The sequence below is a fragment of the Prevotella sp. AM23-5 genome (assembly GCF_003473645.1).
GTDB classification, from domain to species: Bacteria; Bacteroidota; Bacteroidia; order Bacteroidales; family Bacteroidaceae; genus Prevotella; species Prevotella copri_A.
In genome coordinates, this window is the sequence record NZ_QUCG01000039.1 from 1 (window position 1) to 25339 (window position 25339).

The following is a 25339-nucleotide window of genomic DNA, read 5'->3' on the forward strand; positions in this document are numbered from 1 at the left end:
TATTGGATGATAGTTGCGGATTTTAGGCTCTTTTTTCTTTTAATATCATAGAGAATAGAAAAAAAAGAGCTATTTCTCCGGTTTCTCAAAGAAAAAGTATATATTTGCAATCGAATTGCGGATATCAAAAAGATATATCGATATGAAGAAAGAAAAGAATTTAGAAAGTTTATCGGATGATGAGATTCTGCAGGGCTTCAAGGATGCCAATGCCAGAATAGTAAGGGAGTATTACTACGGATACTGCCGGGTGGCTTATTGCATCTACGACAAGCGATATGACCTGCAGCACAAGCCAGGCATGGATTTCTTCTCTCTGGCTCACGAATACTATCTCTATCTCTGCGAACACGACTTCAAGCCTTTAGAAGATAGAAAGCCAAGCATGTCGCTCAAAACATGGATGGTAAACGGCTTCCGGTTCCTGCTGCTGGATAAATTGAAGGAGGTGGTGAAGGAGCATCGTTTCGAGAGTTTCGAGGTGCGACAGGAAAGCCGCAAGATGCAGTTTGACGTGACCGACAACCAGTTTGAGCACGATCTTTACCAGACGATAGAAGATATCGGCAATTTCTATTATGGCAGAGACAGCAAGAACAGCATCATCCTGAAGATGCTCTATATAGAGGGATTCAGGGGCAAGGACGTAGCCGCCCAGTTGGGCATATCCCATTCTGCCGTTACCCAGCGTTGTCAGAAGATGATGCACGATGTGGTGATTCCTTATTTCAAGAGATACTTCGATGCATCGGAATACGGAAGCTATCTGTCGTTCGCAGAGAAAGACACATCTGTTTCAAGTGCTCCTAAGATGTCGATGCCGAGCATGATGGCTTCAAGAATGTGCTGCGAGGAAGCGGCTGAAGAAAGTAACACATTAAATAATAGTAATATGGAAGATATGAAGAAGGGAAGAATCACTCCTCGCTGGATTGATTCATTGAAGGAGAACGAGATTTTTGTGTTTGGCAGCAATCTGGCTGGCATGCATGGTGGTGGAGCTGCCCGCATTGCCCGCCTGCATTTCGGTGCCGTCATGGGCAAGGGTGTAGGCTTGCAGGGCCAGAGTTACGCCATCCCTACGATGCAGGGCGGCGTAGAAACCATCCGTCCATACGTGGAGGAATTCATTATCTTTGCCCATCAGCATCCCGATCTTCATTTCCTGGTAACCCCAATAGGTTGCGGCATCGCCGGTTTCGAAGCCGAAGACATCGCCCCATTGTTCAAGAGCGCAAAGAAGATGAAGAACATCAGCTTGCCGGAGAGTTTCTGGGAGGTGATAGAGTAATTTTCTGAAGAAAGAGTGAAATATAGGTTTTGAAAGAAAAAGGTAAAGATCATGCAGAACTTGAAAGAAACTTTAGAATCATTTTCCTTGAGTGAGGATACACGGAGAAAAATTCTGAACGAAGACCACCCATTCGGAAATCAGGGCACCCCATTCATCCCTTCTGAATTCAAGGAAATCGCTCAGATAGCTTTAGCCGGTCACTTCCTGGTAAGTACTGGTATCCAACAGGTAACAGTACAACCCACGTGTGTGGAGTTCTACTATCACGAAGAGGCCGAGGGTGGCATCAAAGACCCCATCGTATATCATCGCAACCCCCAGAATGGTTCTCCCAAGAGCATCTTCAAGTTGGGCATCCTGCACAACCATGTTTCTGGAATCGACATCACGTTCGAGAAGGGCACCCATCCCGAAGATGCCATCAGGGCATCCCTGTTGATACGTGAGTTTTCGGTAGATGGAAATCTACCCGACAGTCGTTCCACCTTATTATATGATATGCTTTATTCGCAAGCCTCCATCTTCGATGGCTTCTCCATCAAATGGGTTGATGGAGAAGAAAAGGCAGAGGTAGAAGCTGATGTGCGCAAGAACGTGGCGAAATATGATGAAAACGGCCAGAAGATGCAGGCAAAAGAGCATCAGGAACTTCTCAACAAAGGGTTCACCCTGACAAAAGACAAGAAGCATATCCAAGACCCACGGCCATGGCAATTTAAAAAGATACAGATATGATAGTAGATAAAGATACGAATCAGGTATTCGTTTCAGAATGGCTTCAAAAAGTTCATCCTGCATTCTTCAGCCGTTTTTCAGAGTTACTGAAGAATGTCCACATCAATATGGCTCTGTTATCAAACACAGCCGATATCTGGTGTCGTGACTACATGCCGATTCAACTAGCCGAAGAGGATTTCCTGCAATATCGGTATTATCCCGATTATCTCACAAAGAAAGAATCAGACAAGCAATATATTACGGATTCAAAGAGCGTGTGCAAAGCTTTGAAGCTACCCAATATCCAAGCCACCGATTTGATAATAGATGGCGGGAATGTGGTAAAAGCCCATGATTGCATTATCATGACAGAGAAAGTTTTTCATGAAAACGCTCAATATCCGCAAGCAGAAGTATTGAATGAGTTGGAGCATCTATTTCATTGTGAGGTCATCATGCTTCCATGGGATAAATATGAGAAATATGGGCATGCTGATGGAATAGTGAAACCAATAGACGAGTCACATCTTCTAATGACCAACTATGCTGATTACGACCAGGAACTTGCAGAAGAATTCGAGCGACGGCTTGGCACCCGTTTTCGGATAGAGAAGCTACATTATCATGTGCAGCGAGCAGATAAGCGAAATTGGGCATACATCAACTTCCTGCAAGTTGGCAACAACATCGTTCTGCCAGCTATCAATACAGAAGAGGATGAGCAAGCTATGGAGCAAATAAAAACATACTATCCATCATGTAATATCTACCAGTTGGATAGTGAAGAGATCATTAAACAAGGCGGAGCCTTGAATTGTATAACTTGGAATATTAAAAAATAATTATTATGGAGCACCAGCATAATCCTGTGTCAAGCATAGATATTATTCTAAACTGGATTTACTGGTGCGTCCAAAAATCCTATTCTTCATTATCTATCGCCAGAAAACAAAAAGCTATGTTTCCACTGCTTCAAGAACCAGTTCTACATCTTCTAGTCCATTATCAATGAAATCCACCCTTATATTCCCGATTAGATATTTGGCATATTTATTATCCTTATACTGTTCAAGGAAAAGAACCATATCTTTGGCTGTTCGTTTCAATCCCCAACTGCCCCAATCAAGTTGCTTACACAACGGATTGTCCACCAAGTCCCAGTAGATTACATTGCCTCCCTCCGAATATTCATACGGAACGTTCTTTCCATAAAGCAACGTAGGCATATAGCCATTCCAATTGCCTTCTTTGTCAAAATCAAATGCCTTGTCATGTGCAAGACCAATATAAACATCCTTATGCATACAAATAATATTAATTCGTAACTATACACATATAACAAATGTATTGCCTAGTGATAAACTGCATGTCACTTAACATTTTGTTTGGCGCAATTCGCACAGTAATTATTGCCATCATTTATAAAACCAGGACATTTAATGGTACGTTCTTTATTTCTCCTCAAAGTAACTGCCCGCTTCCATCTTGCAATCCATCGCACGGCATCTGTTGTAGCGCTCTCGGGCTCTGTTTTCTCTTGCAAACATCGCCTTGGTGCCAGCCTCATCTTCCGAGAACTGCAGGTGGTTGTCGATACCCATATCCTGAGCAATGTTCTCTACATCAAGATCATCGGTGCCGATGAAGGTAAAGGTCCAGTTCTGCTTCTACCCTTCTTCATTATTGCCTTTTCCCCGCTACTTGATTGCTTCTTCCCCGCTTTCTGATTGCTTCTTTATCCCTTAAAAGAAAAAATAGAGGGAAAAATTAAGCTGAGGATTATCTTTTTTCAAAGATATTTTTGCTAGTAGAAATAAAACTCGTACTTTTGCACCCAATTATTATATCATACAAGTTATTAAATTACATCAAGTTACTATATTATATAAGGAGATGAAAGAAATATTGATAGTAAGCATCGGCAGCTTCTTCGGGGGCGGCATGAGATATTGGATTTCAAAGATGGTGCAATCCTGCACGGTGATTGCCTTTCCGTTCGGAACCATGGCGGTGAATGTGGCGGGATGCCTCATCATCGGATTCCTCTCGGGATTGAACTGGAGGGAAGGGGGATGGATGTCGCCATCAGCCAAACTGCTGCTCACCACGGGGTTCTGCGGAGGATTCACCACCTTCTCTACCTTCATGAACGAGGGGGCGGGATTGATGAAGGAGGAAAATTACCTCTATATGATGCTCTACCTATTCGGAAGCCTGGCACTGGGACTCGTCGCCGTACTCGCCGGACATTATCTGGCGAAGATTATCGCATAAAACACTTCAGAAAACAGAAAGAAGAAGAACCCGGATTGCCGAGAAAGAAGACCGGAGAATAGAAAGAAGAAGAACCCGGATTATCGCATAAAATACAGAAGATAGGATTCCATCAGATGAAGAAATGATGAAAATTCTATCTTTTTTATTATTTTATATTTTCAAAATGCCTTAATTACGAAATTTATTCGTAAATTTGCAGAAAATAATCTGCACTCGACAATTTGAAAGCAAGCTTTCATTGTACTCGTTTGCTTAATTTTTGCACCAATGAATACATTAGATACAAACAATATAAAATGGAGCGAGAATGTGATCATCGCTGATGCCGATTATATCGACAAAGTGGCTTTCGACCTGACTGTCAACTTCGAGCGAATGATCAACCGCCGCATCCAGCCAGCAGATATGGCACAATGGGCAGTGTGCATTGCCCTCGACGGAGGTCTCAGAGAGGGTGAGCACGAAACGCAAGTGGTGCTTATCCACGATAAGAAATCTCTGGCGATGAAGAATTTCCACCCTTCCAACTATGAGAAGGATCTCAACGCCCAGGCTTTCAAGGATGATAAGCTGGGAGAATTCATATTTGCCTCTTATCCTACCGAGGAGAAGATGGTGGGAAAGGATGAATTCCTCGTAGAAGTGGCACGCACCGTATGCAACACCAAGGAGGTGAAAAGGGTGATGGTGATTCCGAACTCGGAAGATGGAGATGCCTACGACCAGCTGAGAGATATGCTTCGCAAGGTAGATGACGACGACAAGCGCATCACCCTCTTCGCCATGCAACCCATGCCGGGAGGAAACTTCCGACAGGAGATTCTGGGGTACTCGCTGATGAACGCCCTCGGAATCTCGGCAAAGGAGATAAAATAAACATTAAAATAATAAACATAATAATAAAAAACAAGATTATAAATGAGTAGAGTACTTATGATTGGCGCTGGTGGCGTGGCTACCGTGGCTGCCTTCAAGATCGTCCAGAACCAGGACGTTTTCACCGAGTTTATGATTGCTAGCCGTCGCAAGGAAAAGTGCGATAAGCTGGTTAAGGATATCCACGCCAAGGGCTACAAGATGGATATTCAGACGGCTGAGGTGGATGCCGACGACGTTGAGCAGTTGAAGGCTCTCTTTAATAGCTATAAGCCTGAGCTTGTCATCAACCTTGCTTTGCCTTACCAGGACCTCACCATCATGGATGCCTGTCTGGCTTGCGGTTGCAACTATATGGATACCGCTAACTATGAGCCAAAGGACGAGGCTCACTTCGAGTACTCATGGCAGTGGGCATATAAGGATAAGTTCGAGCAGGCAGGTCTCTGCGCTATCCTCGGCTGCGGTTTCGACCCAGGTGTTTCCGGCATCTTCACCGCATACGCTGCCAAGCATCACTTCGATGAGATTGAGGTGCTCGATATCGTGGATTGCAACGCCGGAAACCATCACAAGGCTTTCGCAACCAACTTCAACCCAGAAATCAATATCCGTGAGATTACCCAGAAGGGACTCTGGTACAAGGATGGCGAATGGATTGAAACCGACCCATTGTCTATCCACAAGCCTCTCACCTACCCTAACATCGGCCCTCGCGAGAGCTATCTGATGCATCACGAGGAGTTGGAGAGCCTGGTGAAGAACTACCCTACCATCAAGGAGGCACGCTTCTGGATGACCTTCGGTCAGCAGTATCTCACCTACCTCGACTGCATCCAGAACCTCGGTATGAGCCGCATCGACGAAATCGAATACGAGGCTCCATTGGCAGATGGTTCAGGCAAGACAGCCAAGGTGAAGATTGTTCCATTGCAGTTCCTCAAGGCAGTATTGCCTAACCCACAGGATCTCGGCGAGAACTATGATGGCGAGACATCTATCGGTTGCCGCATCCGTGGTAAGAAGGATGGCAAGGAGCGTACCTACTACGTATATAACAACTGCAAGCACCAGGAGGCTTACAACGAGACAGGCATGCAGGGCGTAAGCTACACCACTGGTGTGCCAGCCATGATTGGTGCGATGATGTTCCTCAAGGGCATCTGGAAGAAGCCAGGAGTATGGAACGTAGAGGAGTTCGACCCAGATCCATTCATGGAGCAGTTGAACAAGCAGGGATTGCCATGGCACGAGGTGTTTGATGGCGATTTGGAGATTGATTAAACTTTAAACAGTAAAAGAATATGGCAAAAGAGATAGAAGAGGGCAAACTGACCCCCAACGAGGGAAAACTGAAAGCCCTCCAGGCAGCCATGGCGAAGATTGAGAAAGACTTCGGCAAGGGCTCTATCATGAAACTCGGCGATGAGCACGTCGAGAATATCGAGGTAATTCCTACGGGCAGTATCGCTCTCGACAATGCATTGGGCGTAGGCGGTTATCCAAGGGGACGTATCATCGAGATCTATGGTCCTGAATCTTCTGGTAAGACAACATTGGCCATCCATGCCATCGCAGAGGCTCAGAAGGCTGGCGGTATTGCTGCCTTCATCGATGCCGAGCATGCTTTCGACCGCTTCTATGCTGCCAAACTGGGCGTGGATGTGGATAACCTGTGGATTTCGCAGCCAGACAATGGTGAGCAGGCATTGCAGATTGCCGATCAGCTGATCAGCTCAGCTGCCGTAGATATCGTGGTAGTTGACTCTGTAGCTGCCCTGACACCTAAGAAGGAAATCGAGGGCGACATGGGCGATAACGTGGTAGGTCTTCAGGCACGATTGATGAGCCAGGCACTCCGCAAGCTCACTTCTACCATCAGCAAGACCAATACTACCTGCATCTTCATCAACCAGTTGCGCGAGAAGATCGGTGTGATGTTCGGCAACCCTGAGACAACTACCGGTGGTAACGCCTTGAAGTTCTATGCATCAGTTCGCCTGGACATCCGCAAGGCAACAGCCATCAAGGACGGCGAGGATGTGGTAGGTAATCTGGTTCGCGTGAAGGTAGTGAAGAACAAGGTGGCTCCTCCTTTCCGCAAGGCGGAATTCGACATTATGTTCGGCGAAGGTATCAGCCGTGCCGGCGAGGTATTCGGTTTGGCAGTAGCCAACGGCATCATCGACAAGAGCGGCAGCTGGTACAGCTACGGCGGTTCAAAGCTCGGACAGGGTGCAGATGCCTGCAAGGCATTGCTCAAGGATAATCCTGAGCTTCTCGACGAGCTGGAGGCAAAGGTTCGTGAAGCACTCGCTGCCAAGGATCAGAAATAAAACTCAGATAAGGTAGGTTACACCTTATTATATATAGGGACATTATCTGGAAGAAAGAGTTCCCTAAAAACGAAATAGGAATCAAGATATGAGGAATGCGACATTTTATCGCTTCTTTTATCTTGATTCCTTTTATTTTGTCAGCACCTGACTGACAGCTTGTCAGCCGAAATCAGGAAAACACTGAAAACAAACAGCCAAATCCAGAAAAAAAATTCATTGGCACACGCTTTGTTAATTAGAAAGCGTGAACACTGAGTTCAGGAGGTTCCCGATAGATGCATATCTTCGGCAGACTTCCCCGAAGGCAGCGATTCATGAGATAAATAACATATTAATAACGAAAAAATAAAAAAAAGATATAATCATGGGAAAAGTAATTGGAATTGACTTGGGTACCACAAACAGTTGTGTTGCCGTTTTCGAAGGTAGCGAACCAGTTGTAATCGCTAACAGTGAAGGTAAGCGTACTACTCCATCAGTAGTAGGTTTCGTTAAGGATGGTGACCGCAAGGTAGGTGATCCTGCTAAGCGTCAGGCCATCACAAACCCAAAGAACACCGTATATTCTATCAAGCGTTTCATGGGTGAGACATACGCTCAGAGCCAGAAGGAAGCTGAGGCAATGCCTTACACAGTAGTAAACGAGGGTGGTTATCCACGTGTTGAAATCGAGGGTCGCAAATATACTCCACAGGAGATTTCTGCAATGGTTCTCCAGAAGATGAAGAAGACTGCAGAGGATTATCTCGGACAGGAGGTTACAGATGCAGTAATCACAGTTCCTGCTTACTTCTCTGACTCTCAGCGTCAGGCAACTAAGGAGGCTGGTCAGATTGCAGGTTTGAACGTTCAGCGTATCGTAAATGAGCCTACTGCCGCAGCTTTGGCTTACGGTGTTGACAAGGCTAACAAGGATATGAAGATTGCCGTATTCGACCTGGGTGGTGGTACATTCGATATCTCTATCCTTGAGTTCGGTGGCGGTGTATTCGAGGTACTTTCTACCAATGGTGATACTCACCTGGGTGGTGATGACTTCGACCAGGTAATCATCAACTGGTTGGCTGATGGCTTCAAGGCAGAGGAAGGCGTAGATCTCCGCAAGGACCCTATGGCTATGCAGCGCTTGAAGGAGGCAGCTGAGAAGGCTAAGATTGAGTTGTCTAGCTCTACAGCTACAGAAATCAACTTGCCATACATCACAGCCGTTGACGGTATGCCAAAGCACTTGGTTAAGAATTTGACCCGTGCACAGTTCGAGCAGTTGGCTCACAACCTGATTCAGGCTTGTCTTGTACCTTGCCAGAATGCCGTTCGTGACGCTAAGCTCTCTACATCAGATATCGACGAGGTTATCCTGGTAGGTGGTTCAAGCCGTATCCCAGCCGTTCAGACACTCGTTAAGAACTACTTCGGCAAGGAGCCTTCTAAGGGTGTTAACCCTGATGAGGTAGTAGCAGTAGGTGCAGCTATCCAGGGTGCCATCCTGAACAAGGAAGAGGGTGTTGGCGACATCGTATTGCTCGACGTTACTCCATTGACTCTCGGTATCGAGACCATGGGTGGTGTAATGACCAAGCTCATCGATGCTAACTCTACCATCCCTTGCAAGAAGAGCGAGGTGTTCTCTACAGCAGCTGATAACCAGACAGAGGTTACCATCCACGTATTGCAGGGTGAGCGCCCAATGGCAGCTCAGAACAAGAGCATCGGTCAGTTCAACCTGACAGGTATCGCTCCAGCTCGTCGTGGTGTTCCTCAGATTGAGGTTACCTTCGATATCGATGCCAACGGTATCTTGAACGTATCAGCTAAGGATAAGGCTACAGGCAAGGAGCAGAGCATCCGCATCGAGGCTTCATCTGGCTTGAGCGAGGACGAGATCAACCGCATGAAGGCTGAGGCAGAGCAGAACGCTGCTGCTGATAAGGCTGAGCGCGAGAAGATCGACAAGATGAACCAGGCAGACAGCATGATCTTCACCACCGAGAACTTCCTGAAGGATAACGGTGATAAGATTCCTGCAGACAAGAAGCCAGGCATCGAGCAGGCATTGCAGCAGTTGAAGGATGCTCATAAGGCAGGTGATGTTGCAGCCATCGATTCAGCTATCAACAACTTGAACACCGTAATGCAGGCAGCTTCTCAGCAGATGTACCAGGGCGGTCAGCAGGCAGGTCCTCAGGGTGCACAGGGTGGCCAGCAGGCACAGCAGGGTGCTAACGATGGCGCTCAGGATGTTCAGGATGCAGATTTCGAGGAGGTTAAGTAATCTCTCTCATCATAGAGAAGTTATTAGATTAGCATAAAGATCAAAGGCGTGTAAGACTCTGAAAATGAGTTTTACACGCCTTTTTTTGTGTCTTTATGTTTTTTTATATATCTGCTTATCGCTTTATCGCAGAAAAATATGTATATTTGCAAGTTATGAAGGGGCGGAAGTTCCAGCAAGAGAAGAAAAAGACAAGTTCTAGTAAAAGAAGGAAAGGAAACGGGATATGGCAAAGAAAAGACCGCAGGTAGCACTGGTTTATGATTTTGACGGGACATTATCTCCCGGCAACATGCAGGAGTTCGGATTCATCCAGGCAACCGGAAAGACGAAGGAGGAATTCTGGGATAAAAACCGAAAGCTTGCCGTGGGCAAGGATGCCAACGGCATTCTCACCTATATGTATATGATGCTGGATGAAGCAAAGAAGAACCATATCTCACTCACCCGCGAATCCTTCCAGAGCTTCGGCAGGAATGTGGAACTCTTCCGTGGCGTGAAGCAATGGTTCTCATTCATCAATGAATATGGTGCAAGCATCGGTCTCGATATCAAGCACTATATCAACTCCTCGGGATTGAAGGAGATGATAGAGGGCACACCCATCGCTCAGGAATTCGAGAACATCTATGCCTGCTCGTTTCTCTATAATGAGGATGGCATCGCCTACTGGCCAGCCGTAGCCGTGGATTATACCACGAAGACGCAGTTTCTCTTCAAGATCAACAAGGGCATCCGTCAGGTGAGCGACAACAGCAGGGTGAACCAGTATATTCCTGATAGCAAGCGCCCTATCCCTTTTCCGCGAATGATTTATTTCGGGGATGGAGAAACCGATGTGCCCTGCATGAAGATGGTGAAGGAGCACGGCGGCCATTCCATTGCCGTATATGATACGCCCCAGAAGGAGGCGATGGCGTGCCAGCTGGTTAGGGAAGGCCGTGCCAACTTTATGTGCACGGCAAACTACAGCAAGGGAAGCGTGATGAACATCATCGTGAAGCGAATTCTGGATAAGATCAAGGCGGATTTCGAATTCGACAGATTGATAGAGGTAAACCAGAAGAAGGCGTGGAAGTAGAGGCGGAAATATAGGTGAAACGCTGAAACACTGAAACGCCGAAACGCAGGAAAGAAAAAGAAAGAAATATAATATTAATAAATAATTAATGGGAAGAAACAAATACTCAGCAGGAGAAATCAAGGAAATCGGAAAGTTGCTGCGCCTGAAGAATGCCGGCAACCGTTTGCAACAGAAATTGATACGCCACGACCTTCGCGTGGATTATGAATTCAACATCTCTGACTTCAATGAGCCGGGCAAGGCTTTCGGCGAAGAGGAACTGCAGGATGCCATCAAGCGTGGCGCCATCCAGATTCTCGACGATGCCACCATCGAAGCCATGAAGGCGAAACGTGCAAGAGACAAGGCACGTGATGAGGCAGAGAAGCAGAAGGATGCCATCGCCAGCGGTGAGCAAACCGACTGGCAGGAGGCAATGAAGCAGTGGAACGAATGGGAAAGTTCTAAAGAAAAATAAATGTTAGAATCGAATTCCGAAAGAAATTCCGAGGATTTATTGAATTATAAATAAGATAGAAACAAAAAAGAAATATGGCTAAAGTATTGATCAAGACTTCAGAGGGCGACATCAAGGTGCGCCTCTACGACGAGACTCCTCAACATCGTGACAACTTCTTGAAGTTAGCAAAGGAGGGATATTTCGATGGCACACTCTTCCACCGTGTCATCAAGGATTTCATGATCCAGGGCGGCGACCCTGACAGCAAGGGCGCTCCAAAGGGCAAGATGCTGGGCACGGGCGGACCTGATTACACCATCCCAGCCGAGTTTGTTTATCCACAGCTCTTCCACAAGCGCGGTGCCTTGAGCGCTGCCCGTCTGGGCGACGAGGTGAACCCTGAGCGTGAGAGCAGCGGCAGCCAATTCTATATCGTCTGGGGAAAGACCTACAAGCAGAACGAGCTGAAGCAGATGGAGAAGCAGATGGGCATGCAGATGGAGCAGAACATCTTCAACCAGCTTGCCAAGGAGCACCATGATGAGATTATGAACTTCCGCCGCAGCCGCGACCGTGAGGGCTTGATGAAGCTTCAGGATGAACTGGTGGATGAAACCAAGAAGCGCTGCAAGGAGCAGGGTTACCCTAAGTTTACCGAGGAGCAGCAGAAGGCTTACACCGAGGTGGGCGGAACCCCATTCCTCGACAACCAGTACACCGTTTTCGGCGAGGTAGAGGAAGGCCTTGACGTAGTGGAGAAGATTCAGAACTGCGAAACCATGCGTGGTGACCGCCCTAAGGAGGATATCAGCATGGAGATTTCCATTATAGAGGAGTAAAGGCTTTAAGTAGCTTCAACAAGATGACCGTATGGTATGACGGCTTGACCACTCCTACCGATTTCGCCACTGGTTTCCCAATCCACGAGGAGGATACGGAGACGAAGACCTTCACCAAGGATTACGTAAGCTATGCCGAATGGCAGATCCGCATCAAGGATTACCTGGATGCATTGAAGAATCCTCTCCAGGTTGAGATAAAATAGAAACTTCGAATACTACTATTTTATCTCACTAGGAAATATTAGTTTCTTCACTGTGTAAATGTTTGTAATCCACGAAGAAAATTATGTTCCACAGTGCTGAACTTAAGTTCAACACTGCGGAATACAAGTTCAGCACTGCTGAACATAAGTTCAACACTGCTGAATATAGTTTTTAATTAAGAATACAAGAAATACTCATTCTTCTAAAAATCTTAAATCTTATAGTGCAATCAATCTTACTTCGTCATCTCGAAGCCCATGCGCACGCCATCGTAGTTATCCACAATGCTGCTCACGGCACTCATCGTAGTGCTGCCGGTAAGATTCAGCTTGCTCAGGGTCTTGACCAGCGTGAGCAGCTTCTTCTGCTCGAAGAGAAGGCTGATGCCATTGGTGGTGCGGGTGGCAAAACCCGAAGCACTCAGCAGCAAACCCTTCAGCTGGATGGCATGCGTCTTCTCATCGAAGGTATAAGTGCCGCTCCATGCCTTGCCGTCAATCTTGGCTGCAAAGGTGCCATCGGTCTTGAAGGTAAAGTAGGTATTGCTCTGGCTGAAGCCGAACTTATTGTAGTACTTGGTCAGATCCTCCTCAATCTTGTTGGCTGCAATCTCGCCGCCAGCCTTTGCCAGCAGGTTCTCTGAGGTGAAGGCGCAACCCGGCTTGCTGTACTTCCAGGTATGGGCACAGAGATCTGCCTGCGAGAAGGTGGCAGAACCTATCACATTGTTCAGAATGCCACTGATGATGCTGCTGCCGGTAGAGCTGCTGCTGGTAGTAGTTTTCTTCTTCGATGTCTTCTTCGATGTCTTTTTAGTTGTTTTCTTCACAGGCATCAACTCTGAAAGTGAAGCCTCCTGAACAGCTTCATTCATTGCGCATACATTGCTGCCGGAAGTGCTGGCAAGCACCAGGGCAGCCATAAAAAATACCTTTTTCATTTTTTACTTTCTATTTATTATAATTGTAACTCTCGTTTCAAAAAATGCTTTTTTCATCATTATTTGTTATTTTCTTAGACGAAAGAGGCATCAAAAGGTTCAAAATATCGTTCAGAAAAAACATAAATGTTTCATTTTTTTGACATACATCAAAAAAGAACGATTATTAGCATAGATTTCTCAAAAAGTTTACCCGAATATGATAAGAAAACCCTATCTTTGCACCGTTAACAAATCACAATAGGTTATGAATGATTTAATTAAGGTCAACACAATGAGTGAGAATATGGCATTGAACAAGTGCCAGGAGATTCTCAACGATCGCCGTGAGGCTCTTGCTTCAAAGGCAAAGAAGAATGACTAAGGGTAACTTTCGCAAGAGAGTGCTCTTGAGGAAATTTACGTAAGAGAGAAAGGAAATTACGTAAAAAGATTATTTTCAGAATGACTCTTTGATACCACAAAGAGAAAAAAAGGCAAAAAGTCCCGTTGGCGAGTAAAATCGTTCAACGGGACTTTTTGGATTTCTATGCTGATCGGAATGATATCCCAGCGGGGGGATATTATTCCTTGCTCTTCTCAGCCTTCATGATTACCTCGACATGGTTGCCGCTCTTCAGGAGTACATTCTTGAGGAAGTCGGAAACCTGCTCGCCACGGAGGTTCTTCACAAACTCCTTATAGCCGGTATAGTTATCGAAACCGATACCTGTATAGTTGGCAATAACGCCAAGCCAGTAGGCATTGTTCTTCTCATCCACACCTGCCTGCTTCAGGAGAATCTCCTTCACCTTCTGCAAATCGGCAGCATCTACCTGCTTCTCTACCTCTTCCACACCCTTGAAGAAATAGGTGATGGCGGTATCAGCCTTCTCCGGATTCAAGCCGGCATTGGCGGTGATGCTGATGATGGATGCCTTGTCGTCGAAATCGCGGAGCATGCCGAAGGTGGCTCCTGCATGGTAAGCTGCACTCAACTGCTCACGGATGGTGCGCAGATACTGCATCTCCAGCAGTCGGGAGGTTACATCTGCCAGTACCATATTCTGCATAGAGAATGGCAACTTGGTGCTCCATATCTCTGATGCCTGGGTTTGAGGATTAGACATCGCCTTGGTAAAGTTGTTCTTCACCTCGCCCTTGGCGTATGGAATCTCCTTGTTCTTCAGCTTGAAGCCATTGTTTGGCAAGCTGGCGATATACTGCTCAATGAGCGGGAGGAGGGTCTTCTCATCGTAGTTGCCCACGAAGTAGAAGGTGAAGTCCTTGGCATTGCCGTAATACTCCTTGGCAAGCGCCATCAGGCGATCGTAGTTGATGGCGTTGATCTCATCAGAAGATGGAATGCGGCCAATCTTGCTGCCCAGGTAAAGGGTGCTCTGCAATGAATCCTGATATACCATGTTAGGATTGTTGCTCTGGTTGGCAAGAACAGTGGCAAAGGTATTCTGAAGATTCTTGAACGACTTCTCATCCTTGCTCAATGCTGTCATCTTGAGATAGATGAGCTGCATCAGGGTCTCAATGTCCTTAGGAGTAGAATTACCCGAGAGGCCATGGCTGTAAGGCTTGATGGAGAAGCCTACACCTGCCTGCTTGCCTGCGAGCGCCTTTTCAAGCTCGGTGCTTGAGAAATCACCCAAACCGCTGGCACCCCAAGCCTCGCTCATCAGCATGATGCTAGGGTAATCGCTCTTCTCGAGAGCTGAGTAACCCACCTTGGCATTGGCAGAGAAGAGAATCTCATTATCCTTGAAATCGGTCTTCTTCAATACCACCTTGGCACCGTTGGAAAGGGTAAGCTGCTTGTAACCCAGCTGCTTGTTCTCTACGGTCTTCTTGATCTTGCCTGGCTTAGGCAACTGAGCCATCAGCGGCTCCTGCTTCACGTTGTCCACGTATGCCTCCAGCTTCTCAGAGCGCACCTGCTTCACGATATCGGCAAGCTCCTTCTCGGTAGGATAAACGGCACCCTCTGCCTCGCGCATCAGCACCATCGATACCAGGTTGGTATCGCTCTGGCAAACCAGCTGCTTGGCATAGGCATTGACGGCCTCCAATGGCAGCTGAGGTACTACCATCTTGTAGATCTGACTCTCGTCCTCTACCGATGGAATCGGCTCGTTGGAGATGAAGTGATCCACATACTGGGTGGTAAACTGCTCGTTCTTCATCTTATCCTTGTTGGCAAGCGTCTTATCTACCTGGCTCAGGAACTCCTCCTTGGCACGCTGATACTCAGTGGCGGTGAATCCGAAGTCGTGCATGCGCTTTGCCTCGCGCAATACGGCTGCATAAGCCTCCTTCACCTTTCCTGGCTTTGCCACTCCGATAAGGCTGAAGGCACCCTTGGTAGAAGAGAGCAGGAAGTCGCCGTCGTCGGCACCTGCCTGAAGGAATGGGCAGTCGGCTTCCTGGGCAATCTCGGCATAGCGTGCACCCAGCATAGAGGTAACCACATTGTCCATGTATCCCTTCATGAGATAGCTCATGTCGCCCTTCATCGCATTAGGGATGGCAGGATGCTTCATAAAGATATTGAAGATATCATACTGCTGCTCCTTATCCTTGTCGATTACGTAGATGGCTGTATCATTATCGGCAACTTCCACCGGCTCAATCTTGGCGGCATTGGCAGGCACCTTGATGCCCGAGAAGAGCTCCTTGATCTTGTTCTCGATATGGTTGACATCTACATCACCCACGATGATGATTGCCTGATTGTCAGGGCGATACCACTTGCGGTAGTAAGCACGCAGGGTTTCCGGCTTGCAGCCGTCGATGACGCTCATCAATCCGATAGGGAAACGGTAGCCATACTTGTTGTTCTGATAGAGTTTTGGCAATGAGCGCTCTATCATGCGCTGCTGACCCACGATGCGCATACGGTACTCATTGTGTACCACGTCGCGCTCGTCATTGATGGCTTCCTCGGTAAGAGAGATACCGTTGCTCCAATCCTTGAGGATGAGCATGCATGAATCTACGGCTGTAGGGCGGGTAGTAGGTACATCGGTGAAGTAATATACGGTTTTCTCTACGCTGGTATAGGCATTGAGATTTCTACCATACTCCACGCCGATGCTCTGCAGGTAATCCTGGAGAGAGTTACCCTTGAAGTGATCGGTACCGTTGAAGGCGAGGTGCTCGAGGAGGTGAGCCAAACCGCGCTGATCATCGTTCTCATTGATAGAACCCACTTTCTGGGCAATGTAGAAGCTGGCTACATGCTCAGGATAACTGTTGTGACGAATGTAGTAAGTCAATCCATTGTCGAGATGACCAATCTTCACATTCTTATCCACAGGAATGGCTGGCATCTGTGCCATCGCACTTCCCACAGATAAACACAGCAGAAACGCTGCAAAAATCTTTCTTAGTTTCATCTGCTATTGATTTATAAAATTTCTTGTTTCAAATATTCCGCTTGCAAAATTACACAAAATAAAAAAGATTTGCAAACATTTGGGAGATTATCTTCCCCAATACCTGCAAATCTTAACGTAAAACTAACATTGGAAGCTCTTCATCCACGAACCGCGGTAAAGTCGGATGAGGAAAAGTGTGCCTCTGAGGGTAAGCTCCGTAGCCATCGCAATCCAGACACCCTCCAAGCCATAGCTCTTGGAAAGGGCGTAAGCCAGGGTGAGGCGCACCAGCCACATGGTACCCAGATTGATGGCGGCTGGCTTCCGGGTATCACCCGCTCCCACGCAGACACAATAGGTTACGATGCTCGCTGCAAAGAAAGGCTCGGCAAAGGCCTCGATGCGAAGGCAGGTAGTGCCCAGCTCGCGGATGCTCTCCACCGGCGAGAGCACACCTATCATCTCGGGGGCAAAGACATACATCACCACTCCCATCAATGCCATCACGCACATGCCCAATCCCACCGTCATATAGGCAAAATTGCGGCAGAGATCGGTACGCCCGGCACCATGCGTCTGACCCACCAGGGTGGTGGCGGCATCACCGATACCATAACCCGGCATATAGCAGAGGCTCTCGGCGGTGATGGCAAACGAGTGGGCAGCAATGGCGATATTGCCCAATGGTGCCACAATCATGGTGCTCACGATCTGCGCACCGCTCATCAGGACATTCTGTATGGCTATCGGGATGCTGATCTTGCAGGCATGGTGCAGGTATTCCTTCACCCACCGGAAAGGTTCCTTGTCCTGACGCAGATTGAGTATCCGGTTACGGCATGCCGTGAGGTAGAGATTGGGCAGCGAGATGCAGATATAGGCAAGCGCCGTGCCGCAGGCAGCTCCCACCACGCCCATCTTCATGACGTAGATGAAGAGGTAATTGAACACCACATCGCAGATGCATATCAGCACCGCCATCACACTCGGGGTATGCATGTTGCCTGCCGACTTGAGCATCATCTCAGAGACATGATACAGGAATACGAAGGGCAACGCCAAACCGAATATCAGAAAATAACGTGAGGAATTGCCCGCAATATCAGCACCGCCACCCAGCCAATAAGGCAGATGGGAATGCACTCCTACACATGCCAGGGTAACACAAAGACTGAACGCCAAACCGCATATCAGGGCATGGCGGAATACCTGGCGAGCCTTCACGAAATCGTTGGCTCCGATGAAATGAGCCACCTGCACCGAGAAACCGGTAGCTGCCGCACTGAGCAAACTGCCAATGAGCCAGTTGGTTGACTCGATAAGTCCGATGCTTGCCGAAGCCTCAGCACCCAGATGTCCCACCATGGATGCATCGATGAAGAACATCATCACGGTGGAAATCTGTGCCAGCATGGATGGAATACTCAACCCCACGATGAGATTGAGTTTCTCGCTGCGAGCCATCGCCCTACCCTCGCGTATCGACTCCATCAGATAATCTGTCTTATTCTTGAATAACATATTTTTCTCTTATTAATTGCGTTAACGAAAAAAATGGCGACTCCCGGAAGGAATTGCCACCTTTATTTAATTACATGAATTTCGTACCTTTGTTTTTCCCAAAACTTAACTTCCGCAGAGCGGAACAGTACTGTTTTTTGTCGTCACTGAATAAACAATCTTATTCTTACCTTAACTAACACCTGTCGTCCTTGAATAAACAATCTTTTCTAACTACCTTAACTAAAACCAATAAACCAATGAACAACAATCTTAACTTTACCTAACAACTAAACCTAATAAAATCTATTACCTAACTAAAAACCTAAAACTTATTTTTTCTGATGCAAAGGTACAACTATTTTCTGAAACTGCAATACTTTTAGCCGAAAAAATGCAGAAAACTAACATTTTTTTAATATAGATTGCGTTTTGTGCACGAACACAAACACTTGTTAACACACCAAAAAGGTATGTTAACACAAAGCGTTCCTAAGAATGCCATCAGATGGCAATCCTAGGAACGCTCCTATTCTATCACCTATATATAATAAGGTGTAAATCCCCCAAAAATCCTACTCTGTAATCCATTCTCCCTTGAGTGCCTGGGCAGCAGCTCTAGAACCCGGTATTACCTGACCCGGACGATAGTAGCTGTCGAGCACTATCTCGAAGCGAAGCATGGAATAGGCAGGGATTACGCTACTCGAACTCTGGGTAGAACCATAAGCCAGCTGATATGGGATATACACCAGCCAATGATCGCCGATGTGCATATTAAGCACGGCTGTGGTAAAACCATCTATCCAGCCACTCGCCAAATTGGTTGTAACCTGAGCAGTGGCCTTGTCGTAGGTACCCTCGAAGGTCTTATCGAATACATAACCTGCAGGATAAGTATCAGTGCCCAGCAATCTGCCAAGATAGCTCACCTTCACAGAATCGGTGTACATAGGGCATCCGCTGCCCTTGCCTTCCTTCAACACGCGAACCACGATGTGATCAGCATCCTTGTAGGAAAGCGGAACATCCATACCAGTCACATCCTTGTTAGGTGTCTGGTTCTGGAGCGACCATTTGCGAATCACCTTCCATTCGGTGCTGCCGTTGGCTATCTGCTGACGGGCATAAGCCAAAGTATCGTCAAAAGCCTGTTCGTTGCGCTCCTGCCAGTTGGCATACTCATCTACGGTGTTATCATCCTCGCTGCATGATGACAGGGCGAACACTGCCATCACGAGCAAGAAGAGATATTTAGAAATTCTTAATTTCATTACCAAGTTTCTTTAATACGCTAGTAATACTTACGCGCTCCTCGATGATGCTGCGGAGGTCAGAGATAGCTACACGCTCCTGCTCCATGGTATCACGATAACGCAGAGTTACCTTGTGGTCGTTTGGTGTCTCGTGGTCAACGGTGATACAGAATGGAGTACCGATGGCATCCTGGCGGCGATAACGCTTACCGATGGAATCCTTAGGATCGCCATAGTGGGTATTGAAGTGGAACTTCAACTCATCTACGATTTCATGAGCCAACTCTGGCAAACCAAACTTCTTATCCAATGGGAATACGGCACACTTCACTGGAGCCAATGCCTCTGGCAGGCGCAATACCACACGTGTCTCACCATTCTCAAGCTTCTCCTCGCAGTAAGAGTGGCACATCACGCTGAGGAACATACGGTCAACACCGATAGAGGTCTCTACATCGTAAGGCACATAGCTCTCGTTCTTCTCAGGATCGAAGTACTTGATAGAGCGGCCGCTGTACTTCTCGTGCTGAGAAAGGTCGAAATTGGTACGGCTGTGGATACCCTCTACCTCCTTGAAACCGAATGGCATCTTGAACTCGATGTCGGTAGCTGCGTTGGCATAGTGAGCCAGCTTCTCGTGGTCGTGGTAACGGTAGTTCTCGTTGCCCATGCCCAGTGCCTCATGCCAAGCAAGGCGAACCTTCTTCCAATACTCAAACCACTTCATCTCTGTACCTGGCTGGCAGAAGAACTGCATCTCCATCTGCTCGAACTCACGCATACGGAATACGAACTGGCGGGCAACTACCTCGTTGCGGAATGCCTTACCAATCTGGCAGATACCGAATGGCAACTTCATACGGCCGGTCTTCTGTACGCTCAGATAATCTACGAAGATACCCTGAGCTGTCTCAGGACGGAGATAAACCTTGCTTGTAGCATCGCTGGCAGCACCCATCTGGGTAGAGAACATCAGGTTGAACTGGCGGACGTCTGTCCAGTTCTTGGTACCGCTGATAGGGCAGACGATACCCTCATCCTCGATAATCTGCTTCAGCATCTCCAGGTTAGGACCCTGCATTGCCTCAGTATAGCGGGCATGGAGATCATCAAACTTCTTCTGGTTCTCCAGTACACGAGGGTTGGTAGCGCGGAACTGAGCCTCATCGAAGCTATCGCCGAAGCGCTTCTGAGCCTTGGCAATCTCCTTGGCAATCTTCTCCTCATACTTAGCCATGTGATCCTCGATGAGCACATCGGCACGATAACGCTTCTTGGAATCACGGTTATCGATCAAAGGGTCGTTGAAGGCATCCACATGTCCTGAAGCCTTCCATACGGTAGGGTGCATGAAGATAGCTGCATCGAGACCTACAATGTTCTCGTGCAACAATACCATACTCTGCCACCAGTACTGCTTGATATTATTCTTGAGCTCAACACCATTCTGACCATAGTCGTAAACGGCAGCCAAGCCATCATAAATTTCACTACTAGGGAACACAAAGCCATATTCCTTGCAATGGCTTACAATTTTCTTAAAAACATCTTCCTGTGCCATGATTAAATCTTATTTTTTTCAAATTTTCGGCAAAGATACTCTTTTTTCTCGAAAAATTGTTGTATTTTTGCCATAAATTAATAAAATAAGTATTAAAAGCTATATATGAGCGACGAAATTAAAGATAAAAACGAGATAAATGAGGAAAATACGCCTCAGGAACACTCCGACTACAAGCCGGTGAACCGTTTTGATGCTTCCGCCGTACATCACCTCAGCGGAATGTACCAGAACTGGTTCCTCGACTATGCATCGTATGTCATCCTGGAGCGAGCCGTGCCTCATATCGAAGACGGATTGAAACCCGTACAGCGACGCATCCTCCACTCCATGAAGCGCATGGATGACGGAAGATACAACAAGGTGGCTAACATCGTGGGACATACGATGCAGTTCCACCCTCACGGAGACGCATCCATCGGAGATGCACTCGTGCAGATGGGACAGAAAGACCTGCTCATCGACACACAGGGTAACTGGGGTAACATACTCACCGGCGACCGTGCAGCCGCTCCCCGATACATCGAGGCACGACTCTCGAAATTTGCCCTGGATGTGGTATTCAACCCTAAAACCACCGACTGGCAACTCTCCTACGATGGCAGAAACAAGGAACCTATCACCCTGCCAGCCAAATTCCCGCTGCTCCTGGCACAAGGTGCCGAGGGTATCGCCGTGGGTTTGAGCAGCAAGGTACTGCCGCATAACTTCAACGACCTCTGCGATGCTGCCATCCACTACCTCAAGGGAGAACCCTTCCAGCTCTATCCGGATTTCCCTACAGGAGGCGCCATCGACGTAAGCAAATACAACGACGGACAGCGAGGAGGCGTACTGAAGGTAAGAGCCAAGATAGACAAGCTCGACAACAAGACACTCGTAATCAGCGAGATACCATTCAGCAAAACCACCGGAAGCCTCATCGACTCCATCACCAAGGCGGTGGAAAAGGGAAAGATCAAGGCAAGAAAGGTGGATGATGTCACATCAGCCAACGTGGAAATCCTCGTGCATCTGGCACCAGGCACTTCTTCGGACAAGACGATGGATGCCCTCTATGCCTTCAGCGACTGCGAAATCAACATATCGCCTAACTGCTGCGTCATCGAGGACAACAAGCCGAAGTTCCTCACCGTGAGCGATGTGCTCAGACATAGTGTTGACCGCACCATGGGATTACTCCGACGCGAACTGATGATCCGAAAGGGCGAGCTGGAAGAGCAGCTCTTCTTCTCCTCGCTCGAACGCATCTTCATAGAGGAGCGCATCTACAAGGAGCGCAAATTCGAGCAGAGCAAGAGTCAGGACGAGGTAGTGGCATTCATCTACTCCAAGCTGGAGCCGTTCAAGGATCAGATCTTCACCGCCAATATCGACGGCAAGGGAAACGTGGAATACTCCTTCCACCGAGACATCACACGCGACGACATCCTCAAGCTCCTGGAAATCAAGATGCAGCGAATCCTGAAATATAATAAGGATAAGGCGGATGACCTCCTGCTGAAGATCAAGGCAGAACTGGCTGAAATAGAAAACGACCTCGCCCACATGACCGATGTCACCATCAACTGGTTTGAGTATCTCAAGGGCAAGTACGGAAAGATGCATCCTAGAAAAACCGAAATCAGAAACTTCGATACCATCGAGGTGACCAAGGTGGTGGAAGCCAACCAGAAACTCTACATCAACCGACAGGAAGGTTTCGTAGGTACAGGCTTGAAGAAGGATGAATTCGTATGCAACTGCTCTGACCTCGACGACATCATCATCTTCTACAAGGATGGAAAATTCAAGGTAACCAAGGTTGCCGACAAGATATTCGTGGGTAAGAACATCCTCCACGTACAGGTGTTCAAAAAGAACGACAAGCGAACCATCTACAACTGCGTATATCGCGACGGCAAGCAGGGCGACTACTTCATCAAGCGATTCAACGTAACCGCCATGACGCGCGACAAGCTCTACGATATCACCCAGGGCACACCGGGAAGCCGCATCATCTACTTCACCGCCAACCCTAACGGTGAAGCGGAAATCATCAAGGTGACGATGGAACCTGATCTGAGCAAGAAACGCCAGAGCATCTTCCTGGAGAAAGATTTCTCTGAAATCCTCATCAAGGGACGTGCTGCCAAGGGCAACCTGCTCACCAAGCGAACCATCCGCCGCATCGGATTGAAGAGCCACGGACACAGTACCCTGGGAGGAAGAAAGGTTTGGTTCGACCCGGATGTAAACCGCATCAACTATGATGAGAACGGCAGATTCCTGGGAGAATTCAACGATGATGACTCTATCCTGGTAGTACTCGACAACGGCGAATTCTACATCACCAACTTCGATGTGAACAACCATTACGAGGACAACATCCTGAGATTGGAGAAATGGGATGAGCACAAGATATGGACAGCCATTCTCTATGATGCCGACAATGAGGGATATCCATACATCAAGCGATTTACGATGGATGCCACCAAGCGCCATCAGAATTGTCTGGGAGAGAATCCAAACAGCAAGCTCATCCTGCTCACCGATACCCCATTCCCTCGCCTCAAGGTTACCTATGGGGGTGTGGATGCCATCCGACCTGCCGAAGAAATCGATGCCGAGCAATTCATCGCTCAGAAGAGTTTCAAGGCAAAGGGTAAGCGCCTGACGACATGGAAACTGGAAAGCATCGAGGAATTAGAGCCGACAAGATTCCCGGAGCCTCCAGCAGAAGACGATTCAGATGCAGAAGATGCAACCGGCGATTCTGAAGGCGCAGGTAAGAATGCTGAAGCTGTAGAGAATCTCGATCCTGATGCAGGAAAAAGCGAGCAGCAGGTAATAGATGAACTGACCGGTCAAACCAATCTCTTCTCAGAAAAAGATTTCGAAGAAGATCAGAAAGACAAAGATTGGTTATCAAGACAATAAAAGAATTCGAAAAGTTTTCGATATATATTTTTTAGGAGGGTGTACTTGGATACACCCTCCTTTTTCTCTATAGATGATTATATGCGTCGCATTGCTGTATATTTTTATTTCTTATACCCCTTCAGTTTCTCCAGGCAATAAGCCTTGAAATCATTCCAGTGGTAATAAGGCTCCACATCGCTCTTAATAGGAAGCGTAGCTTCATCCTCGCAGAGCAATACCTTCACCAGCACATCATTCGCCTTGTTGCGATAGAATACAAACTGAAGGTTGGTAGCCATCGGAGTAATCTTATAATCAAACCATTGAGAAGAAATTCTCTCTGGATCCCTGATCTCCTCGCCATATCCATTCAGATCCAGGAGGCAAGTAAGCGGAGTAACCATCGTATCATGACCATATCTCAAGGTAGCACCCGGATGCGGAAGAGCTATGCAGCTATCAGCCTTCTCGATGATATCCATCAGAAGATTACGCTGGGAATATGGCTGAACATTGCCTGTATAAGGAGAATTGCCATACGCCATCTGCCACCAGATATTGGTACTTAACCAATTCTGATACAACTCCTCCTCGGTAAAGAGGTCGTAGAGCGAAACCTTGCCTCTCAACTCTGTACCCTGGATAGAGCTAGCCATCTCATAAAGCTTTCTGTTCAAGTCACTCTGGTTGATATTCTGCTTCACCCAAGCCGGGTCATTGAAAAGTTCCTGCATCACTCGGCTATAGTTAACGTGCTTCTGGGCAAACTCCTGCTGCACCACCTTGATGCCCACGCTATTCTTCAAGCTATCCAGGTATCTGTCTCCCTGATTCATATAGTACATATCATGCTCGCTGGCATCATGGAAGATGTGGAGCTTAGGATTCATGCGAAGCAACTGATGCAAGCCATTCTCCATAGAGAGGATGCAGCGGATCACCACCGTGCTTCGTGCCTCGATATTCGTATTACCGGCAAAGATCTCTGGAAATCTTTCCATCATTCGCCTGGTAATACCCTGATGCTGGAGAGCTCCCAATGGAGTCAACTCGCCATCACGTCCCTTTGCCTCTTCACGAATCAGCTTCACCTTACCCAGTGTTTCCTCACCCTTGGCAGTCAACTTACCTTCCTGCTTCGCCTTCAACAGGGAGAAATAAGGCACATCATACGCCTGCTTGCCAATCATATAGCGGGAGCCATGACGGCCATAGTGGCTCAGATAGAAAGGCTTATAGCCCTTAGGCGCCGGAGTTAACTGCTTCTGAGGCCCGCGATAAGCCACATAGTTACTACCCGAGAGTGTAATGTCTCGCTTGAAATCCTCCAGAGGACTCTGAGCAGACAATGGCATCGCTAAAACAAGAGATGCCAACAATAATAGATTCTTTGTATTCATTGTTACTACATTTTTATTGTATAATTCATTTTTTTCATCATGATTATTTTCAGTTTGCCTGCAAAAGTA

At 47.3% G+C, this 25339-nt stretch carries 21 protein-coding genes; 13 read left to right on the forward strand and 8 right to left on the reverse strand.

Features of this window, described 5'->3' with window-relative positions:
- Positions 1 to 892: 892 nt before the first annotated feature.
- The 3 genes from DW657_RS10415 to DW657_RS18375 are packed head-to-tail and all read left to right on the forward strand — an operon-like array spanning position 893 to position 2853.
- Complete coding sequence (locus tag DW657_RS10415) at positions 893 to 1291, forward strand: hypothetical protein (protein WP_118312470.1); 399 nt, start codon at positions 893 to 895, stop codon at positions 1289 to 1291.
- Positions 1292 to 1342: 51 nt separating this feature from the next.
- On the forward strand, positions 1343 to 2029 hold the full coding sequence (locus tag DW657_RS18370) for a hypothetical protein (protein WP_233546821.1): 687 nt from the start codon (positions 1343 to 1345) through the stop codon (positions 2027 to 2029).
- A complete protein-coding gene (locus DW657_RS18375; protein WP_233546824.1) occupies positions 2026 to 2853 on the forward strand; it encodes an agmatine deiminase family protein in 828 nt (275 codons plus the stop codon). The genes DW657_RS18370 and DW657_RS18375 overlap by 4 nt, the downstream gene beginning before the upstream one ends.
- A 114-nt stretch (positions 2854 to 2967) precedes the next feature.
- On the opposite strand, the gene DW657_RS10425 is transcribed toward DW657_RS18375, so the two are convergent.
- Positions 2968 to 3315, reverse strand: coding sequence for a hypothetical protein (locus DW657_RS10425; protein ID WP_118312455.1), 348 nt, complete (start codon positions 3313 to 3315; stop codon positions 2968 to 2970).
- Between the two features lie 147 nt (positions 3316 to 3462).
- A complete protein-coding gene (locus tag DW657_RS10430; protein ID WP_199658346.1) occupies positions 3463 to 3612 on the reverse strand; it encodes a hypothetical protein in 150 nt (49 codons plus the stop codon).
- A gap of 292 nt (positions 3613 to 3904) precedes the next feature.
- Here DW657_RS10430 and crcB point away from each other — a divergent pair, with 292 nt between their 5' ends.
- The 9 genes from crcB to DW657_RS10475 all read left to right on the forward strand — a co-directional run bounded on the left by crcB (position 3905) and on the right by DW657_RS10475 (position 12343).
- Entirely contained in the window at positions 3905 to 4285 is a 381-nt protein-coding gene (gene crcB / locus DW657_RS10435; protein WP_089544945.1) for a fluoride efflux transporter CrcB, read from the forward strand.
- Positions 4286 to 4555: 270 nt separating this feature from the next.
- On the forward strand, positions 4556 to 5164 hold the full coding sequence (locus DW657_RS10440; RefSeq protein WP_118312456.1) for a DUF6621 family protein: 609 nt from the start codon (positions 4556 to 4558) through the stop codon (positions 5162 to 5164).
- A gap of 42 nt (positions 5165 to 5206) precedes the next feature.
- Entirely contained in the window at positions 5207 to 6448 is a 1242-nt protein-coding gene (locus DW657_RS10445; RefSeq protein ID WP_006848470.1) for a saccharopine dehydrogenase family protein, read from the forward strand.
- Between the two features lie 20 nt (positions 6449 to 6468).
- Positions 6469 to 7500 carry a recombinase RecA gene (gene recA, locus DW657_RS10450; protein WP_089544943.1) on the forward strand — a complete coding sequence of 344 codons (1032 nt, stop codon included), beginning with the start codon at positions 6469 to 6471 and terminating at the stop codon, positions 7498 to 7500.
- A gap of 367 nt (positions 7501 to 7867) precedes the next feature.
- Positions 7868 to 9775, forward strand: coding sequence for a molecular chaperone DnaK (dnaK, locus tag DW657_RS10455; RefSeq protein WP_117661953.1), 1908 nt, complete (start codon positions 7868 to 7870; stop codon positions 9773 to 9775).
- Positions 9776 to 10001: 226 nt separating this feature from the next.
- Positions 10002 to 10856 (forward strand): HAD family hydrolase, encoded by an 855-nt coding sequence (locus DW657_RS10460; protein ID WP_118312457.1) that lies wholly within the window; start codon positions 10002 to 10004, stop codon positions 10854 to 10856.
- 88 nt (positions 10857 to 10944) lie between these two features.
- Entirely contained in the window at positions 10945 to 11316 is a 372-nt protein-coding gene (locus DW657_RS10465; protein WP_118312458.1) for a hypothetical protein, read from the forward strand.
- 74 nt (positions 11317 to 11390) lie between these two features.
- Complete coding sequence (locus tag DW657_RS10470) at positions 11391 to 12137, forward strand: peptidylprolyl isomerase (RefSeq protein ID WP_118312459.1); 747 nt, start codon at positions 11391 to 11393, stop codon at positions 12135 to 12137.
- Between the two features lie 23 nt (positions 12138 to 12160).
- On the forward strand, positions 12161 to 12343 hold the full coding sequence (locus DW657_RS10475) for a hypothetical protein (protein ID WP_118312460.1): 183 nt from the start codon (positions 12161 to 12163) through the stop codon (positions 12341 to 12343).
- 236 nt (positions 12344 to 12579) lie between these two features.
- On the opposite strand, the gene DW657_RS10480 is transcribed toward DW657_RS10475, so the two are convergent.
- From DW657_RS10480 to DW657_RS10500, 5 genes are all read right to left on the reverse strand, one after another.
- Positions 12580 to 13284 carry a DUF4923 family protein gene (locus tag DW657_RS10480; protein ID WP_118312461.1) on the reverse strand — a complete coding sequence of 235 codons (705 nt, stop codon included), beginning with the start codon at positions 13282 to 13284 and terminating at the stop codon, positions 12580 to 12582.
- A 563-nt stretch (positions 13285 to 13847) separates the two neighbouring features.
- Positions 13848 to 16670: a pitrilysin family protein gene (locus DW657_RS10485; RefSeq protein WP_118312462.1), complete on the reverse strand. Its 2823-nt coding sequence runs from the start codon at positions 16668 to 16670 to the stop codon at positions 13848 to 13850.
- Positions 16671 to 16793: 123 nt separating this feature from the next.
- The gene (locus DW657_RS10490; protein WP_118312463.1) at positions 16794 to 18173 is read right to left on the reverse strand and encodes an MATE family efflux transporter; all 1380 of its coding nucleotides are present in this window, start codon (positions 18171 to 18173) and stop codon (positions 16794 to 16796) included.
- A 554-nt stretch (positions 18174 to 18727) separates the two neighbouring features.
- Complete coding sequence (locus tag DW657_RS10495; RefSeq protein ID WP_118312464.1) at positions 18728 to 19426, reverse strand: FKBP-type peptidyl-prolyl cis-trans isomerase; 699 nt, start codon at positions 19424 to 19426, stop codon at positions 18728 to 18730.
- Positions 19407 to 20969 carry a glycine--tRNA ligase gene (locus tag DW657_RS10500; protein WP_117661945.1) on the reverse strand — a complete coding sequence of 521 codons (1563 nt, stop codon included), beginning with the start codon at positions 20967 to 20969 and terminating at the stop codon, positions 19407 to 19409. The genes DW657_RS10495 and DW657_RS10500 overlap by 20 nt, the downstream gene beginning before the upstream one ends.
- A 105-nt stretch (positions 20970 to 21074) precedes the next feature.
- Between DW657_RS10500 and DW657_RS10505 the strand changes: the two genes are divergently transcribed.
- Positions 21075 to 23888: a DNA gyrase/topoisomerase IV subunit A gene (locus tag DW657_RS10505; RefSeq protein ID WP_118312465.1), complete on the forward strand. Its 2814-nt coding sequence runs from the start codon at positions 21075 to 21077 to the stop codon at positions 23886 to 23888.
- 104 nt (positions 23889 to 23992) lie between these two features.
- Here the strand turns inward: DW657_RS10505 and DW657_RS10510 are convergent, their stop codons facing one another.
- Positions 23993 to 25270, reverse strand: coding sequence for a histidine-type phosphatase (locus DW657_RS10510; RefSeq protein ID WP_199658347.1), 1278 nt, complete (start codon positions 25268 to 25270; stop codon positions 23993 to 23995).
- Positions 25271 to 25339 lie beyond the last annotated feature (69 nt).

Bases quoted from the DNA above. Each gene is read 5' to 3' on its own strand.
- DW657_RS10510 (WP_199658347.1), bottom strand. From the start codon at position 25,270: ATGAATACAAAGAATCTATTATTGTTGGCATCTCTTGTTTTAGCGATG.
- DW657_RS10500 (WP_117661945.1), bottom strand. From the start codon at position 20,969: ATGGCACAGGAAGATGTTTTTAAGAAAATTGTAAGCCATTGCAAGGAA.
- DW657_RS10505 (WP_118312465.1), top strand. From the start codon at position 21,075: ATGAGCGACGAAATTAAAGATAAAAACGAGATAAATGAGGAAAATACG.
- dnaK (WP_117661953.1), top strand. From the start codon at position 7,868: ATGGGAAAAGTAATTGGAATTGACTTGGGTACCACAAACAGTTGTGTT.
- DW657_RS10425 (WP_118312455.1), bottom strand. From the start codon at position 3,315: ATGCATAAGGATGTTTATATTGGTCTTGCACATGACAAGGCATTTGAT.
- DW657_RS10460 (WP_118312457.1), top strand. From the start codon at position 10,002: ATGGCAAAGAAAAGACCGCAGGTAGCACTGGTTTATGATTTTGACGGG.
- DW657_RS10475 (WP_118312460.1), top strand. From the start codon at position 12,161: ATGACCGTATGGTATGACGGCTTGACCACTCCTACCGATTTCGCCACT.
- DW657_RS10495 (WP_118312464.1), bottom strand. From the start codon at position 19,426: ATGAAATTAAGAATTTCTAAATATCTCTTCTTGCTCGTGATGGCAGTG.
- DW657_RS10465 (WP_118312458.1), top strand. From the start codon at position 10,945: ATGGGAAGAAACAAATACTCAGCAGGAGAAATCAAGGAAATCGGAAAG.
- DW657_RS18370 (WP_233546821.1), top strand. From the start codon at position 1,343: ATGCAGAACTTGAAAGAAACTTTAGAATCATTTTCCTTGAGTGAGGAT.
- DW657_RS10480 (WP_118312461.1), bottom strand. From the start codon at position 13,284: ATGAAAAAGGTATTTTTTATGGCTGCCCTGGTGCTTGCCAGCACTTCC.
- DW657_RS10415 (WP_118312470.1), top strand. From the start codon at position 893: ATGGAAGATATGAAGAAGGGAAGAATCACTCCTCGCTGGATTGATTCA.
- DW657_RS10470 (WP_118312459.1), top strand. From the start codon at position 11,391: ATGGCTAAAGTATTGATCAAGACTTCAGAGGGCGACATCAAGGTGCGC.
- DW657_RS10485 (WP_118312462.1), bottom strand. From the start codon at position 16,670: ATGAAACTAAGAAAGATTTTTGCAGCGTTTCTGCTGTGTTTATCTGTG.
- DW657_RS10430 (WP_199658346.1), bottom strand. From the start codon at position 3,612: ATGGGTATCGACAACCACCTGCAGTTCTCGGAAGATGAGGCTGGCACC.
- crcB (WP_089544945.1), top strand. From the start codon at position 3,905: ATGAAAGAAATATTGATAGTAAGCATCGGCAGCTTCTTCGGGGGCGGC.
- DW657_RS10490 (WP_118312463.1), bottom strand. From the start codon at position 18,173: ATGTTATTCAAGAATAAGACAGATTATCTGATGGAGTCGATACGCGAG.
- DW657_RS10445 (WP_006848470.1), top strand. From the start codon at position 5,207: ATGAGTAGAGTACTTATGATTGGCGCTGGTGGCGTGGCTACCGTGGCT.
- DW657_RS18375 (WP_233546824.1), top strand. From the start codon at position 2,026: ATGATAGTAGATAAAGATACGAATCAGGTATTCGTTTCAGAATGGCTT.
- DW657_RS10440 (WP_118312456.1), top strand. From the start codon at position 4,556: ATGAATACATTAGATACAAACAATATAAAATGGAGCGAGAATGTGATC.
- recA (WP_089544943.1), top strand. From the start codon at position 6,469: ATGGCAAAAGAGATAGAAGAGGGCAAACTGACCCCCAACGAGGGAAAA.